At 69.3% G+C, this 14,548-nt stretch carries 16 protein-coding genes; 5 read left to right on the forward strand and 11 right to left on the reverse strand.

Translation table 11 applies throughout. The features are described from left to right. The first annotated feature begins 85 nt into the window (after positions 1-85). Positions 86-862, forward strand: a complete 777-nt coding sequence (locus tag BMX65_RS30910; RefSeq protein ID WP_244905683.1) for a hypothetical protein — start codon at positions 86-88, stop codon at positions 860-862. Between the two features lie 63 nt (positions 863-925). Here BMX65_RS30910 and BMX65_RS30915 read toward each other — a convergent pair whose 3' ends face one another. Then, complete coding sequence (locus BMX65_RS30915) at positions 926-1,360, reverse strand: glutaredoxin domain-containing protein (RefSeq protein WP_075003665.1); 435 nt, start codon at positions 1,358-1,360, stop codon at positions 926-928. A gap of 79 nt (positions 1,361-1,439) precedes the next feature. Beyond that, on the reverse strand, positions 1,440-2,069 hold the full coding sequence (locus BMX65_RS30920; protein ID WP_075003666.1) for a helix-turn-helix domain-containing protein: 630 nt from the start codon (positions 2,067-2,069) through the stop codon (positions 1,440-1,442). Positions 2,070-2,211: 142 nt separating this feature from the next. Here BMX65_RS30920 and BMX65_RS30925 point away from each other — a divergent pair, with 142 nt between their 5' ends. Next, positions 2,212-3,198 (forward strand): alpha/beta fold hydrolase, encoded by a 987-nt coding sequence (locus BMX65_RS30925; RefSeq protein ID WP_075003667.1) that lies wholly within the window; start codon positions 2,212-2,214, stop codon positions 3,196-3,198. Positions 3,199-3,475: 277 nt separating this feature from the next. Here the strand turns inward: BMX65_RS30925 and BMX65_RS30930 are convergent, their stop codons facing one another. From BMX65_RS30930 to BMX65_RS30945, 4 genes are all read right to left on the reverse strand, one after another. Beyond that, on the reverse strand, positions 3,476-3,994 hold the full coding sequence (locus BMX65_RS30930) for a VOC family protein (RefSeq protein ID WP_075003668.1): 519 nt from the start codon (positions 3,992-3,994) through the stop codon (positions 3,476-3,478). 178 nt (positions 3,995-4,172) lie between these two features. Continuing rightward, the gene (locus BMX65_RS30935; protein ID WP_338068958.1) at positions 4,173-5,051 is read right to left on the reverse strand and encodes a hypothetical protein; all 879 of its coding nucleotides are present in this window, start codon (positions 5,049-5,051) and stop codon (positions 4,173-4,175) included. 491 nt (positions 5,052-5,542) lie between these two features. After that, positions 5,543-6,358 (reverse strand): hypothetical protein, encoded by an 816-nt coding sequence (locus tag BMX65_RS32640; protein ID WP_143081904.1) that lies wholly within the window; start codon positions 6,356-6,358, stop codon positions 5,543-5,545. Further along, the gene (locus BMX65_RS30945; RefSeq protein WP_075003671.1) at positions 6,355-6,597 is read right to left on the reverse strand and encodes a hypothetical protein; all 243 of its coding nucleotides are present in this window, start codon (positions 6,595-6,597) and stop codon (positions 6,355-6,357) included. The genes BMX65_RS32640 and BMX65_RS30945 overlap by 4 nt, the downstream gene beginning before the upstream one ends. Positions 6,598-6,873: 276 nt before the next feature. On the opposite strand from BMX65_RS30945, the gene BMX65_RS30950 reads away from it, so the two are divergent. Beyond that, positions 6,874-7,257: a hypothetical protein gene (locus tag BMX65_RS30950; protein ID WP_075003672.1), complete on the forward strand. Its 384-nt coding sequence runs from the start codon at positions 6,874-6,876 to the stop codon at positions 7,255-7,257. Between the two features lie 106 nt (positions 7,258-7,363). On the opposite strand, the gene BMX65_RS30955 is transcribed toward BMX65_RS30950, so the two are convergent. Then, on the reverse strand, positions 7,364-7,843 hold the full coding sequence (locus BMX65_RS30955; protein WP_075003673.1) for a GNAT family N-acetyltransferase: 480 nt from the start codon (positions 7,841-7,843) through the stop codon (positions 7,364-7,366). 308 nt (positions 7,844-8,151) lie between these two features. Here BMX65_RS30955 and BMX65_RS30960 point away from each other — a divergent pair, with 308 nt between their 5' ends. Beyond that, on the forward strand, positions 8,152-8,331 hold the full coding sequence (locus tag BMX65_RS30960) for a hypothetical protein (protein WP_075003674.1): 180 nt from the start codon (positions 8,152-8,154) through the stop codon (positions 8,329-8,331). A gap of 103 nt (positions 8,332-8,434) precedes the next feature. Here the strand turns inward: BMX65_RS30960 and BMX65_RS30965 are convergent, their stop codons facing one another. Together BMX65_RS30965 and BMX65_RS30970 are read right to left on the reverse strand one after the other, a co-directional pair. After that, on the reverse strand, positions 8,435-8,758 hold the full coding sequence (locus tag BMX65_RS30965; protein ID WP_075003675.1) for a DMT family transporter: 324 nt from the start codon (positions 8,756-8,758) through the stop codon (positions 8,435-8,437). Further along, the gene (locus tag BMX65_RS30970) at positions 8,755-9,447 is read right to left on the reverse strand and encodes an FMN-dependent NADH-azoreductase (RefSeq protein ID WP_075003676.1); all 693 of its coding nucleotides are present in this window, start codon (positions 9,445-9,447) and stop codon (positions 8,755-8,757) included. The genes BMX65_RS30965 and BMX65_RS30970 overlap by 4 nt, the downstream gene beginning before the upstream one ends. A 112-nt stretch (positions 9,448-9,559) precedes the next feature. Here BMX65_RS30970 and BMX65_RS30975 point away from each other — a divergent pair, with 112 nt between their 5' ends. Next, on the forward strand, positions 9,560-10,180 hold the full coding sequence (locus BMX65_RS30975) for a TetR/AcrR family transcriptional regulator (RefSeq protein WP_075003677.1): 621 nt from the start codon (positions 9,560-9,562) through the stop codon (positions 10,178-10,180). Positions 10,181-11,178: 998 nt separating this feature from the next. Here BMX65_RS30975 and BMX65_RS30980 read toward each other — a convergent pair. Both BMX65_RS30980 and BMX65_RS34080 read right to left on the reverse strand, forming a co-directional pair. Then, positions 11,179-11,658 (reverse strand): S1 RNA-binding domain-containing protein, encoded by a 480-nt coding sequence (locus BMX65_RS30980; RefSeq protein WP_075003678.1) that lies wholly within the window; start codon positions 11,656-11,658, stop codon positions 11,179-11,181. After that, positions 11,658-14,548 (reverse strand): RHS repeat-associated core domain-containing protein (locus BMX65_RS34080; RefSeq protein WP_280529004.1); only part of this gene is annotated, 2,891 nt, incomplete at its 5' end. The genes BMX65_RS30980 and BMX65_RS34080, both read right to left, overlap by 1 nt.

A 14,548-nucleotide genomic window follows, 5' to 3' on the forward strand; every position in this document is an offset into this window, starting at 1 on the left:
TGGTGGGGGTGGGAATCTTTCGGTTCCGGGTGGGGATTGGTCGCCGCCGCCGTGTTGGTATGCGCCGAGGTATTCTCCGGAGGAGTTGAAGGAGAAGATCGATGATTCGCCGTTTTCGGTGACGGGGCGGGATCCGGACAATGGTGGGCAGAAGCAGGACACGGATCTGGCGATTCGGGAGAAGTACGAGTCGGGGGATTACGACGACTACAATCTGGACAAGCAGGGGGAGGGGCAGTTCTGGGCGGCGGTGCCGAATCCGGATGAGAAGGATGCGGCGAAGGCTCAGTCGTGTACCGAGTTGCCGTTCTGGGTGGAGAACGGGGAGGTACCGGATGTGGAGAACGCGATCAGTCCGCAGATCCTCTCGAAGCTGGCCTATGCGCGGATCAGGGTGCCGGATACGCGGGTGGAGATGAATCCTGCGGGTCGGCAGACGGTGAATCTGCCGACGTGGGTGTGGCTGGATGAGGGCCGCTACAAGAGGCTGTCGGTGCGGGCGTCGGTGGATCTGGGTGCGGGCCGGGAGATCTGGGCGCGGACGACGGTGGAGCCGGAGGCGTTGAAGCTGGATCCGGGCACGGACAGTGCGAGGCTGCATCCGGGGTCGGGTGAGTGCGGCGTCAAGGACGACGGCAGCATCGGCACGCGGTATGTGAAGGGCAGCGGGAAGAAGGCGCCGCCGTGCGGGGTGACGTATCTGCGGGCCTCCCGGGGCGGGGGGAGTTACACGCTGCGCTCGACGCTGACGTGGACGGCGTCGTGGGAGGGCAGTGGTGGTGCGGGTGCCCAGGATCTGCCGAGCGGCGAGTTCGGCGGGCAGCAGGACATCACCGTCCAGGAAATCCAAACCATCAACTGAGCCCGTGCTCTGACCCCTGTGCGCCAGTGGCTTCGGGCGCCTCTCCGTGGGCGCGGATTCCGATCACGCGGAGGGGAGCTGTTCGCGCACCCATTCAGGACCGGGGTTGGTGTGCGGCCGGCCTGCCACGACGACGGTCGGCACGGTCTCGTTGCCGTCGTTGGCTGCTCTCACCACTGCGGCTCCCGCCGGGTCGCGCCAGATGTTCACCCAGTGCAACTGGCGGGCGCTGCGGCCCAGCCGGATGCGCAGTCGTATGCAGTACGCGCAGCCAGGCCGCCAGAAGACGACCGGTCGGCCGTCGGCCGTGCTGCGGCGTTGTGCCTCCGGCTCAGCGACCGACCTCGGGAAGATCAAGGGCGAGTTCATACCGCCGAGCGCCAGGAACACCAACAGGATTGCTGCGGCAATGCCGGGGTCCCCCTCGAAGAACTGCGCCATTGCGACGACTGAGCCGCTGAGCACGAACAGCATCGGCAGGATCCAAGAGCGCATCATGGTGACGCAGGCTACCGGCCCTTTCCGCGGCGCCGATGCCGCTGAGGACGACGATGAGGTCTCAGTTCCCGGCGGCCCGCTACCGCGCCCCTGAGCCGGAGCCGGGTCCCGGGGCGGGCGGGGTGCGTGGCCGCAGGCGCTCTCCCTGCGGCCCGAACATGATCAGGTACTCGACCGGGCCGCTGAGGCCGGCGTTCGCCACCCCGTGCGGGGCGCGGGTGTCGAACTCGGCGACGTCCCCGGAACTCAGGACGAGATCCTGGTCGCCGAGGGCGAGCCACAGCCGCCCGTACAGGACGCACAGCCACTCCCAGCCGTCGTGGGAGACCTGCCGGGGCCGCGCGGGTGGCTCCTGGACGGCGGGCAGGACATGCTTGTGGGCGTGCAGGCCCCCGACGTAGGGGGTGAGCGGCAGCACCGTCTTCTCATCGCCGAAACGCCGGACCGCGGAGGGCCGAGGCTCGGCGGCAGGGGCGGCGGCGGGGGCGGTACCGGCCAGCTCGTCCAGGGAGACGCCGTACTCCTTCGCCAACTGCAGCACCACTTCCAGGGTGGGCTTGCGTCGGCCGGTCTCGATCCGCGACAGCGTGCTCGGGGAGATGCCGGTCGCGCAGCCGACACCGGTGAGCGTGGCGCCGCGGTGCTCGCGCGCGGCCCGCAGCCGGGGGCCGATCGCCGCCAGCGCGTCGGCCACGTCATCGCCTGCCATCCTGCTCACCCCGTCCGGACGCGCTGCTCCGCCTCTCTGTCCTGCGAGTTTGCCAGACTGGCAACAGTGATCGCGTCGGCCGGTCGGGGTGCCGCATGATCGGTCGTACCGGCGTCCGCCCGCGATCCGAGGAGAAGACCCGATGCCTTCCGAGCCCTCCGCAGCCCTCCACCACCGCACCGTCGAGGCTCCTGCCGGGCGTCTGCACCTGGTCGAACAGGGAACCGGTCCGCTGGTCCTGCTCGTGCACGGCTTCCCCGAGTCCTGGTACTCCTGGCGGCGCCAGCTCCCGGCCCTCGCCGCGGCCGGCTACCGCGCGGTGGCGCTCGACGTGCGCGGCTACGGTCGCTCGTCCAAGCCCGCGGCGACCGACGCCTACCGGATGCTCGACCTGGTGGCGGACAACGTCGCCCTCGTGCACGCCCTCGGCGAGGAGAACGCGGTGGTCGTCGGCCACGACTGGGGGTCCAGCATCGCCGCCACGTCTGCTCTGCTGCACCCCGGGATCTTCCGGGCCGTCGCCCTGCTGAGCGTCCCGTACGCGCCACCCGGCGGCCCCCGCCCCACCGACATCTTCGGCCAGATCGGCGGCCCAGAGCAGGAGTTCTACGTCTCCTACTTCCAGGAACCCGGCCGCGCCGAGGCGGAGATCGAGCCCGATGTCCGCGGCTGGCTGGCGGGCTTCTACGCAGCTCTGTCCGCCGACACCAGGCCGGCCCAGGGCGAGCCCGACCCGCACTTCGTCGCCCACGGCGGCCGGCTGCGTGACCGCTTTCCCGCCGGCACCCTCCCGGCCTGGCTGACCGAGGACGACCTCGACGTCTACGCCGCAGAGTTCGAGCGGACGGGTGTGACCGGTGCGCTCAACCGCTACCGCAACGTGGACCGGGACTGGGAAGACCTCGCCCCCCACCGCGGAGCCCCGATCGAGCAGCCGTCCCTGTTCGTCGGCGGTGCTCTGGACGCCTCCACCACCTGGATGTCCGACGCTGTCGACGCCTTCCCCACCACCCTCCCCGGGCTGCGCGCCTCTCATCTCCTGGAGGACTGCGGGCACTGGATCCAGCAGGAACGCCCGGAGGAGGTCAACCGGTTGCTGACCGGCTGGCTCGACACCCTTGCGGGCTGATCCGGGCCGAACCGAGTTGAGGTTGAGCCGGGCCGAACCGGGTCGAGGCCGAGCCGGGTTGAGCCGGGCCGAGCCGGGGTGAGGCCGAACCGGGTTGAGCGGGCTGAACCTCCGGGTGCGGCCGGGCCGACGAAGCAGACGGCGGGAAGGCGGGCGGCGGTGGTCCGGAGCGGACTGCCGACGGCCGCCCCCCCCCTGACGCGCGGGCCGGAGCGGACTGCCGACGGCCGCCCCCTGACGCGCGGGCCGGGGCGGCCGGGGCGTCACGGCGAACCGGTCACGCCTGATCCGTCGCCGCTGCCGCCATCTCTTCGCGGAGCGTGCGCTGGACGTAGGCCATGGATTCCTGGGCAGCCGGGTCCGCGAAGCGTTCGGCGAGTTCCTCGGGCGGGACGTCCTCCACCCGCTCGTGCAGCCACCACAGGTGCCCTTGGGCGTCGCGGACGCGGGCGACGCGCTCACCAAAGGCGAGCAGGGTCGGCCGGGTCACCACCCGGGCACCGGCCTCGACGGCCCGTTCCACGGCCGTACCGGTGTCATCGACGTAGACGCGCAGGTGAGCCGGGGTCGCCGGCCAGTCGGGCTTGGCGTCGAAGAGCATGATGACGCTCTCGCCGATCTCTACCTCGACGTGACCGATGTCGCCGTCGGGGTCGAGCATCCGGGAGCCCGGAGTCTCGACTGCTCCGAACGCCGACTCCAGGAAGCGCACTTCTGCATCGGTGTCCTGGCTGATCACCCAGGCGTTGACGCGTGCGTAACGGGACGGCACCTGAACTTTCGGCTGCGCGTGCATGCGGGGATCATGTCAGGGGCCCTCTTCGCCCGGCACCTGTTTTCCGCATCCGAGCGGGGCGAGGGGCGGAGCCGGGCGCGCGGATGGCGCGTTGTGGTTGGTCCGGTTCCGAGGCTCGGCCCGCATCTGCGCCGTCCGGCGCTCTCAGGGGTGTCCCTCCTGCCACTTCCCCATCCCGTCATTCCGCGGCTTCTGCCGCTTCTGTCGCTTCCGTGCGGCAGGTCCGGCACCGGCCGGGGGCGGGAGCGCGGAAGGGGCGCTCGCAGTCCGGGCACTCCTGGAACGGGTCCGGGCGGGCGCCCGGTGGAGGGGAGCCGGGCAGCGGCACGGGCAGTCGGGCGGTCAGCCGGTGCAGGAGCAGCGCGGCCGGGCTGCGGAGCGGTCCGGCGGGCAGGTGCGAGGTCAGCGCACGGCGCACGGCCTCCGGACCGGTGTTCCGTGCCAGCCAGGTCTCGACGGCGGGGGAGAGGCGAGCCACGTCCCGTTCGGAGAGCAGCAGCCGGTCGTCGTCGCGGCGCAGTGCGGCGAGCACTGCGGCAGCGGTGGCGGCGCCGGTGGCGGGAGGGGCGTGGGTGGTGGCGGTCGGATCGGCCGCTGCGGGTTTCGCTCCTGCCGGTTCCGGTGCGCGGCTTCCGTGGGGCAGGTACGGGACGGGCGCCGGGCCCGGGTCCGGGACCCGGGCCGGGACCGGGGCAGGTTCCGGCTCTGCGGCGGGTGGCGGTGTCGGCGCGGCCTGCGGCGGTACGCGCGGTGACGTTGCTTCCTGCACCGCCGGGTTGGCGTAGGAGACGGTGTGCGTGACGATCCGACCGCCGGGCGTGCGCTGCGGGGTGCGCGTCAGATAGCCATACGCCTCCAGCTCGCGCAGTGCGGCGGCGATCCGGGCCTCGCCTTCCGGGAATCGGGCGGTCAGCGACTTGATGTCGACGCGGGTGCCGTCCGGTACGGACTGGATGTGCACGCCCAGCCCGATCGCGAGGAGCGACAGCTCGCGGTGCTGGGCGAGATGGTTGCCGACGACGGTGAAGCGCTCGCGGTGCCGGTGCCGGACGTGCACGACCCCGGGACGTCCACGTCCCGGATGTGGTGCGGTCGGCGGTGCGGTCACCGGAGTGCGGCGGCGGGCACACGGACGAGACGTGCGATACGGCGGGCGCGCGGGCGCGGCCGCGTTAAGCTGCTGAACAGCCATCGGGAAGGGTCTTTCTTCCTGGGTGGTCAGGCCCTCGATCGGGAGTGCGATCCCGGCCGGGGGCCGTTGCATGTGTGCGGTGTGCGGTGTGCGGTGGTCTTACGGTGTGTGTGCGGTTGTCGTACGGATGATGCGGGTTTCTCGGCTGGAGCCTATGCCAGTCAACAGGCCCACACGCCAGTCACGTTGGCGGCATTCACCGGTGCGGGTGACGGGAGGGTGGTGGGGCTTGGTGAGGTGCTTCGCGGGTTCCTTACCTCTTTGACGCCGCGCAGTACCGGAACGCGGCGGACGGCGACCCGGTGCCCGCGGCGTCGAGCGACCGGAGCTCCGGCCGTCCCGGCGGCACGTGGTGCTCAGTGCGGGGTGGGGCTGGGGCCGGTCCGTGGCGTCGGGGTGGTCGGGGTGATCGGGGCACTGGGTGGTGGGCCGGGCGGCCGGACCGGTGTCGCCGGTCGGGGGTTCACCTTCCAGGGGGGCCTTGGGCAGCGCGGCGTCGAGGAGGACCTGTTGCGCTGCGCCCAGAGCGCCATCGGGTTCTGCGGGTCGAGCTTTCCCCAGTCGTTGCGGGCACTTCGCTTGGCCAGGGCCGCTTCCCACTGCTTCAGGTCGCTGCCCTGGTACAGCTGGGTGAGCATGGGCACGTCGTAGCGAATGTCGTAGTGACCATTCCCGCTGTCCTCGGTGACTTTGGCGTAGGCGGTGCGCGGCGAGCCAACTGAGCACCGCGTCCTCCTTCGGCGAGAACGGGGTGCCGTCCGGACGCAGCCGCCCCGTACGCGGCAGCGGGTTGGCATCCCACAGCTCGATGGAGAGGGCCACTGGATCGGTGGGGGCGGCTGTCCCGGCACCGGTGTCGGAACAGCCTTCTCCGGCAGCCTCCAGAAGATCCCCTCGACCGTGCACAGCCGGGTACCGTCCCCGGTCCGCTGCATGTCGTGCACCCGGGTCCGGCGCGTCTGCAGCTCCGTCGTCTGGCTGCGGACACTCTGGGCAGGGGCGCGGATGCGCAGCGCCGGGGTGGTGTCGACACGCATCCCGGTCAGCTCTCTCCACAGGTCCCCGGCGAGCTGTTCGAGCAGGAACGCGGCGCGCTCATGCCGGCTCACCAGGGTGTCGATCGCCGGCATCCTGGCACCGGAGAAGTTCGGGTCGCCCGCCGGATAGGTCATGGCTTCCCCGGCATCGTCGCGAGCTTCGCCCGGGCGTCCCGTACCGCCTCACCGAGTTGGGCCTGCAACTCACGCCGACCGCTCCGCAGGGCGTGGTGGAACTGCCGTGCCACCGGGCCGACCCAGGCGTCGTCGTCCATGGCCTGGCAGGAAGCGTCCAGTGCGTGCCAGCAGTCGTCCGAGAGCCGCTGGATACGCTCCACCGCGCGCTTCGCCTCTTCGTACGCACCGTCGGTCATGAGAAACTCCCCTCCGGCGCCGAGGCTATGGCGGCGGCTGCCGGGCGTCGTCCCCCACCGGTTTCACCCGGGCGTCAACTTTCGTGGTAGGGCGCAGCCTTGAGCTCAGGAGAGGGACGGGTGCGGATGCCGGCACCGATGTCAGAGTCGCCCGAGGGGCCCGGACCGATGCCATCGAGTACGCCGCCGCCGGCTGATGCGCAGCCGACCGTGCCTCTGCCCCATCGGGGTGGAGGCGGGGGAGCGGCGGCGTCGGTCCGACGTGGTGTCGGGTGGATGCGGCGTACTCCGGTCTGGGCCGTGGCGACGGCGTGTGTCATGGCGGCGGTCCTGCTGTGCGTGGGTGCGGTCGCACACCTGGTGGACCTCGTCCAGCACGGTCTGCACCCGTACGACTGGGCGCCGGCCTGGCTCGACCTCTACTGGACCTCGCTGGCCGTCCTCGACCCGCTCGCCGCGGTGCTCCTGCTCGGCGGCAGACGCCGTGGCGCGGACCTGGCCTGCGCCATCATGGTGACCGACGTCGCCGCCAACTGGTATGCCGTCCACGGCATCCAGCACAGTGGGCTTCTCGACGAGCCCGGCCTCCAACGGATCACGGCTTTCGCCCTGTACGTGGTGGCCGTCGCGCCCTTCCTCCGCAAGCACCTCGCCGCCTGAGACCAGACGATCGGGACAACAGGCCGCGGCAGCGCTGTCGACGAGGACGGGTTCTGCTCGACTAGGTGACCAGAGGCGGATACGGAGGAACCAGCGCGACGCGTGCTCAGGCGTGCGGCATGCACAAGGCCGTGGTCATGAAGGTGCTGTTCGGGTCGGGCCGGTAGTCCCCGAAGGGTTCGCACGGCTGGAAGCCGAACTTCTCGTAGAGCCGGCGGGCCGGCAGGAAGAACTCCGCGGAGCCGGTCTCCAGGCTCAGGCGCGTGAACCCCATGCCGGAGGCTTCGCGCAGAATGTGGGCCGGCAGCGTGGAGGCGACCCCGCTTCGCTGCCGCGCCGGCCGGGTGCGCATCGACTTCGATTCCGCGTGCCGAGCGTCCAGTTTCTCGAGCGCGCCGCAGCCCACCAGGCGGTCGCCGTCCACAACCGACCAGAAGGTGATGTCGGGCTTCCGGAGACCGTCCAGGTCGAGGGCGTGTTTGCTCTCCAGAGGCGTGAGGGAGCGCATCTGCTGGACATGCTCGTCGAGGAACCCGGCGATGTCCGGCCGACGGCAGCCGCCATGGACGCCAACTCCCCCACCCACGTCCCGGTCAGCCGCTGGGGAGGCATGTCATCCTCACCTGCCCCGAAGCCCCCGAGCGCTGAGCGCTTCACGGGAGAAGCGGGTCCCGCGGCATAGGAGTTCTTGGCGGGGCAGAACCTGCCGCCGCTCGGGCCCTGCTGCCGACGACTCACCGAGCGGGTATGTGCAGTGGAGCCGATCTCCTTGCTGCGCTGACACCGACCAGTGATTCTGGGCCGGTGTCAGGACAGAGGAAACGAAGACGGCAACCAGATGCCGAGAGACTGCGGCTCACTGCTCGCACCGCGACGGACACGGGTGGGTGGGAAGTGATCTTCGAAACGCAGGACGTGGTGGCGCTGCGTACACAGTTGCGGCGTCTTCGAGAAGCACGCGTCGACGCGTCGATGGTCCGGGTCGACACACTGTGTGGTCGGCTGGAACTCCCGACCGTCTACCGGCTGAGCAGATTCGTGACGAACCCTACGGGCGCGTCGGGGCACGAGTAGGCGGACCGTTGCTCCTCCGGCCGGTCGAAGTAGGTCGACGGATGTGTCGTGCGAGCCGCGGCAGCCCATGACCGGCATCATCGCTGATGCCGGTCATGGGGTGTCAGCCTTCCGGTGAGGTCGCGCGGGCCAGTGCGACACCGCCCACGATCAGGGCGAGGGCGAGGATGCGACCGGTGGTCACCGGGTCCTTGTGTACGACGATGCCGAGGGCGATGGCGCCGAGCGCGCCGATTCCGGTGAACGCGGCGTAGGCCGTTCCGACCGGCAGCCCCTGCATCGCCAGGGAGAGCAGGTAGACCGCGACGGCGGCGAGCGCGAAGCACGCCAGCGTGGGGAGCGGACGGGTGAAGCCGGCCGTGGGTTTGATGCTCTGCGACCAGGCGACCTCGACCAGCCCTGCCGCGACGAGCAGCAGCCAGCTCACAGCGATGCTCCGACTGTCCGCGCGGCGGCCAGCGCGGCGGTCCGTGAGGCGTCATGGGCCTCGCGGCGGGCGGCGAGTGCGGGATCGACGAGGGAGTTGACCAACTCGGTGCCGAGGAAGGTCATGTCCTCCTCGGGGACGGCGAAGTGGCCGGGGAAGAAGTCCCGCAGGTAGCGCTCCTGGTGGTCGTACGGCTGGCGCGGGGTGCCCGGCCCGTACGCGCCGCCGCGCGCGTAGGCGACGACGAAGCGCCGTCCGGCCAGCGACATCTTGGGGAACGTCACCTGATCGATCCACGCCTTGAGCGAGGCGGGAACGGAGAAGTTGTACATGGGCGCGGCGATCAGTACGACGTCGGCGGCGACGAGTTCACCGAGCAGCGGCTCGACGACCGCCCAGGCGTCGGCCTGGGCCGGGGTGCGCACGGCCTCGGGGTAGCGGGCGATGTCGGTGATCTGGTGCTCCAGTACGTAGTCGCACAGCTCGGTCCACGCCTCGCCTATCTGCGGAACGGGGGTGAGCGCGAGGTCGCGGTGGAGGTAGGTGCCGTCCGGGTGGGAGGACCGCCAGGCGCCGGCGACGGCGTCGCCGACCTCGCGGCTGAAGGAACTGCGGCGGGCGCTGGCGTCGAGATGCAGCAGGGTCTGTGCGGCGGGGGGCGTCGTCGGCCTGGCGGCGGTGGTGGGCATGGGAGGGCTCCTGCCTCGGAAGAGGTAACCGGACACCGTGTCCGGTTCGACATGGCCAGCATAACCGGACGCTCCGTCCGGTTATTCCGCCGAGCTGACGTAGGCTGATGCCGTGGAGACGAAGGAGCCGGAGCAGCCCGGGGACCCGGCGAGGCCGGAGGAGCCGAAACGGCCCAGGGAGCGCGCGGACGCGGCGCGGAACCGGGCGAAAGTCCTCTCCGCGGCGGCCGAACTGTTCGCAGAGGGGGATCCGCGCGCGGTCACGATGGAGGACATCGCCCGCGCTGCGGGAATCGGTCGGGGCACGCTCTACCGGCGCTACCCGGACATCGCCTCCATCGCGGCGGCACTCCTGGACGAGCACGAGCACGCACTGCAGGGCGAACTGCTGCAGGGCGCACCGCCACTGGGTCCCGGCGCAGCACCGGGGGAGCGGCTTGCGGCCTTCCTGACAGCCATGATCGACCTACTGGAGCAGCACAGCCATCTCGTCCTCGGAGCCGAGACCGGCGCCGAACGCTTCGCCGTCGGCGCCTACGGGTTCTGGCGCGCCCACGTCCTGGCACTCCTGCGGGAGGCGGGAACGTCCGACCCCGAGGCGCTCGCGGACACGCTCCTGGCGCCGCTGGCCCCCGAGGTCTTCCTCCACCAGCGCGGCCGAGGCATCTCGACGGCCCGCCTGAAATCCGCCCTCACCCGGCTCGCCCACGGGGTCACGGCCGTCACGGCCTGAGTCGGCACGACCATTTTCGGACAGCATGAATTCTGCGACCTCACGGACATCGGAGTCTTCGCTCTCGACGGCGTGACGGCAGGTATCAACCAGCGGCCGTTCATGGCAGCAGAGGGACTATGCCAAGCCAGGCTTGACCATCCGCTCCAGGGCTACCGAGCTGGTTTCGGACCAGGTGCTGCGCCCCCTCCAAGGTCTTCAACAAATTCTTGACTCTTCGCAAGAAGAGAATCTCCTCACGCGTGCCGACCTGCCAATACTCAGCTCGACGTATGATTTCCTCCGGAGGCGCACCGATCGCTTCCGTCACGTCGGTGCAGAGTCGCTGCGGGTCTCGGACCTGATCCCCTTGTGCTGGGCCAAACCGGCGAATAGCGTACGAACGCACTCTCGCTATTTCGGTAGCCGAGACGAGGGAGTGCGTTGCTCCGCACGCGTGTTTACTCTGGCAGGCAACAAGCGCTATAAGAGCCCAGTGAAACCTGCTGGGGTCCAGTAGCTCGGGATCTTGCATCCGCCCTACGGCCCTGTCCCGGAGGCTCTCCAGTTCACTGGCATCTCTAGCCGCACATGCGGCGGAGGCGGCAGCCGCTTCCTCATCGAAGTCTCGGAGGCGAACGTGCGATGAACCTTGAAATTGGAGCATTGAGTTGTAGAGGTACCGTCAGCCGTTCTTGGAGAGTGTGAGGGTCAGTGGTGATTTGACCTCGGAAGAGATCGGCCGACATCATACGCAGGCTGACGGCTTCCGGATGGCCCAGCATCGCTCTTTGTGCTTCATCGTGACATCAGAGCATTTCGAATCTTGACGGATGCAGACTTTTCTACAGTGATAGTGAAGGAAATCGTTCGTCCTCTGCGGCCAAGCTGGTACCCCAGATCCGGTCCAGGGCGTTCGAGCCAGACCTCTCCCTCGGAATTCCCTGACTGATGATCAAGCACGCTCGCTGCGCGAGCGTGGGGACTGCGGGAATACGCCGGGCGCATGTGAATCAAGGTCAACCGGTGGGGGCAAGAGTGATTCTTCGCTCGTTGAGGTTGATTGATGAAACAACGACGTTATATTCTTCCCCGATCTCTGCTGACTTCAGTGCGCCTGTGAGGTCGGCCGCAGGAAGGAGGCCGGAAATATCCTGCTGAAGGGTGAGGAATACACCGATCGGTGTGACCTTGTCGACGGTTCCTGTAGTTGTTGTACCCAGTTGCGTTGCCGCGAAGTCCACGAAGGGATCGTGTTGCAGCTCTTTCAGTGACAACGAAACCTGATTGCGGTCCGTGTCAATACTCAGGACAACTGCTACGACTTCTTCGCCGATTTGCGCAACTTGTTCTGGGTGGGTGAATCTCCTCCATGAGAGATTCGGTGCTGTTACCACACCAGGGACTCCGTCGAGATCGACGAATAGAATGGTGGCGGATGCTGCGGTGACGACACCTCGGCAGACCGTGCCGGGCTGCAAATTATTGATGTTCTGCATCAATCCTCCCATTTGTAGCCGTTGTAAAAATTCCACCACTTGGGGCTACCCTCGATGAAGGAATTGAATCGCGGGATCTCCCCCTGTGGGATTATCCATTGATATTCTCCTGGCTTGTTGTCGTGCGTCCTCCTGTATTTCTCCGGCGGGAAATTCTCCTCGAACCCCTCCTTCATCTTGAATTCATGGTAGCCATCCTCGTGAGTTCCCTGATCTGCATATTTATGGGCAACCTCCTCGGATTCTCCTAGGTAGGCAGTCCCTTCTCCGCCTTCTGGGGTAGAGGGGTGCAGGTCAGGATCGAGCCCATCGGCTTCGCGAGCACGATTACCTCGCGCCGGTGCTCTATAGAGCTTGAGTGGTTCTTCGCCCGGGTACCTCGGCGCAAGTCCGAGGGGATCGATCCGGCAAAACGGGTTGTCAACATATCCTGCCGGGTTCGGGTCAGGTGCCAGTCCGCGAGGGTCGGGTGTGATGTACCGCGCGGCTTCCGGGTCGTAGTACCGGAAGTAGTTGTAGTGGAGGCCCGTCTCCGGGTCGTAGTACTGGCCAGGGAAGCGGAGGGGGGTGTAGGCGGTGCTGTCGGTGTGCCAGGTGGTGGTGCCCCAGAGGGTGGAGCGGGTGCGCCAGGCGATGTCACCCGAGTCCGAGACCAGTTCGGTCGGGGTGCCGACGAGGTCGGTGACGATGGCGTAGAAGCGGGAGTCGATTTCCTGCTGGGTGGAATCGTCGGTGAGGCGTTCCGTCTGGGCGAGGGGGGTGAAGCCCTTGTGGTCCCAGGTGAGGGTGACCGGGTGGGGGAGGTCGGGCGCGGCGGTGGTCTGCTCGATGAGGGTGGGGCCGTCCCAGGTGAAGTGGACCGACTCGGCGCGCTCACCGTCCGCCGTCATGCGGTGCTTGGCCGTGCGGCGGCCCAGGGGATCGTAGGTGTACTGCCACACCGTGCCGTCCGGGGTGACGACGCGGGTGAGGCGGTCCTCGGCGTCCCAGGTGTAGCGCCAGGTGTCCGGTTTTTTGGACAGGCGCGTCTTCTGGCGGAGGGTGATGCGCCCGGCGCCGTCGTGCTCGTAGCGGACCTTGCCGGCCGTCCTGATCGTCGTGCCCTGGTAGGTGCGGGGGCCGATGGCTTCCGGGGAGGCGTGAGTCGTCGGCCAGTTCGCCTCGGTCTGGTTGCCCGCCTCGTCGTAGGCGTAGCACTCGGTCCAGCCGCGGGCGTGGACGGCGGTGACGCGGCCGGTCGCGTCCAGGTCGAAGGTGGCGCGGCCGGAGAGGAGGTCGTCCACGCCGGTCAGGTAGCCGTCCGCGCGGTACTCGTAGTACTTTCGCTGGACGGTCGATTCCGCCGTGTCCAGGGACAGGGCCTCCAGCCGGCCCGCCGGGTCCCACACCTGGGAGAGGGTCAGGCCCTCCGACCCGATACGGCGCTCCGTCTCGCGGCCCGCCGCGTCGTGGGTGAAGTCCAGCGTGCGGCCTGAGGCGGTCAGCGAGGTGCGGTTGCCCGCCGCGTCGTAGGTGCTGGTGGAGACGGCGCCGGTCGGGGTGGTGCGGCGGGTGCGGCGGCCCAGGGCGTCGTATGTGTGGGTGAGGGCTCGGCCGTTGACCAGTTCGGTCTTGATGCGGCCCAGCCTGTCGCGCTGGTAGCGCAGCTCCGCGTCCGGGCCGACGGCGCCCAGGAGGCGGCCTGCCGGGTCGTACGTGTAGGTCGTCACCGCGCCCGCCGCGTCCTTGCGGAGGGTGCGGCCCAGGGCGTCCCGCTCGTAGGTGATCTCTTCGCCGAGCGGCGTCGTACGGCGGATCAGGTCGCCGGCCGCGTCCAGCTCGTACCGCTGCGTGCGGTCGTCGAAGTCCGTCTCCGCGACCAGGTGGCCTGCGGGGTCGTAGGTGTAGTCCCAGGTCAGACCCTGGGGGTTGGTCACCTGCGTCATGCGCAGTTCGGCGTCGTACGCGAACGCGTAGCGCACGCCGTCCGGGCCCGTGCGGGCCTCCAGCATGTCGAAGTGGGTGTACTCGTACCGGGTCTCGCCGCCCGCGGCGTCCACGTGGCGGGTGCAGTTGCCCTCGCCGTCCCACTCCCAGCGCTCCGTGGCGCCGTCGGGTGTCGTGCGGGAGGCCAGTCGGCCTTCGGTCGTCCAGGTCAGCGTGGTCCGGGCGCCGAGCGGGTCCACCACACGCACCGGGCGGCCGAACGCGTCGCGTTCGTAGCGGGTGGTCGCGCCGAGCGGATCGGTGATCTCCAGCGGGAGGCCCGCCGCGTCGCAGCGGACCCGCGTCGTCGCTCCGAGGGCGTCCGTCACCGTCGCCAGCCGGCCCCGGTCGTCGTAGGTGTAGCGGGTGGTGTGGCCCGCGGGGTCGGTCACCGAGGTCCGGTTGCCGTAGGCGTCCCGCTCCTGGCGCCATGCGGAGCCGTCGGGGCCGGTCGTGGTGACCGGCAGTCCCAGCGCGTCGCGGGCGATCGCGGTGCGCGTACCGTCCGGGCGTGCGACCGCGGCGAGGTGGCCTGCCGTGTCGTACGTGAAAGACGTCGTGCGGCCCAAAGCGTCCGTGTGGGACAGCGGGCGGTTGTGGTCGTCCCGTTCGGTCCTGGTCCGGTGGCCCAGGGGGTCGATCTCGCCGACCGTCCGGCCCTGCTCGTCGAAGAGCGTGCGGGTCGCGTGGCCTGCCACGCCGGTCAGCGTCGTGACGCGGTGGCCGGTGGTCTCGTCGACGCCGTCGTAGTCGATGCGGACCTGCATGTGGCCCGCTGTGCCGCCCTCGGCGATGACGCGGTGCAGGTTGTCGTAGACGTAGTCGTAGCGGCGGTCGTTGGTGTCGGTCCAGGACACCACGCGCTGTTCGTCGTCGTACTCGAAGCGCAGTGGCAGTCCGGAGGAGCCTGTGACGTCGGTCAGGT

Source organism: Streptomyces qinglanensis, assembly GCF_900111245.1.
Lineage (GTDB): Bacteria > Actinomycetota > Actinomycetes > Streptomycetales > Streptomycetaceae > Streptomyces > Streptomyces qinglanensis.

Bases quoted from the DNA above. Each gene is read 5' to 3' on its own strand.
- BMX65_RS30970 (WP_075003676.1), bottom strand. From the start codon at position 9,447: ATGCCCACCACCGCCGCCAGGCCGACGACGCCCCCCGCCGCACAGACC.
- BMX65_RS30930 (WP_075003668.1), bottom strand. From the start codon at position 3,994: ATGCACGCGCAGCCGAAAGTTCAGGTGCCGTCCCGTTACGCACGCGTC.
- BMX65_RS30915 (WP_075003665.1), bottom strand. From the start codon at position 1,360: ATGATGCGCTCTTGGATCCTGCCGATGCTGTTCGTGCTCAGCGGCTCA.
- BMX65_RS30945 (WP_075003671.1), bottom strand. From the start codon at position 6,597: ATGACCGACGGTGCGTACGAAGAGGCGAAGCGCGCGGTGGAGCGTATC.
- BMX65_RS32640 (WP_143081904.1), bottom strand. From the start codon at position 6,358: ATGACCTATCCGGCGGGCGACCCGAACTTCTCCGGTGCCAGGATGCCG.
- BMX65_RS30920 (WP_075003666.1), bottom strand. From the start codon at position 2,069: ATGGCAGGCGATGACGTGGCCGACGCGCTGGCGGCGATCGGCCCCCGG.
- BMX65_RS30925 (WP_075003667.1), top strand. From the start codon at position 2,212: ATGCCTTCCGAGCCCTCCGCAGCCCTCCACCACCGCACCGTCGAGGCT.
- BMX65_RS30950 (WP_075003672.1), top strand. From the start codon at position 6,874: ATGCGGCGTACTCCGGTCTGGGCCGTGGCGACGGCGTGTGTCATGGCG.
- BMX65_RS30980 (WP_075003678.1), bottom strand. From the start codon at position 11,658: ATGCAGAACATCAATAATTTGCAGCCCGGCACGGTCTGCCGAGGTGTC.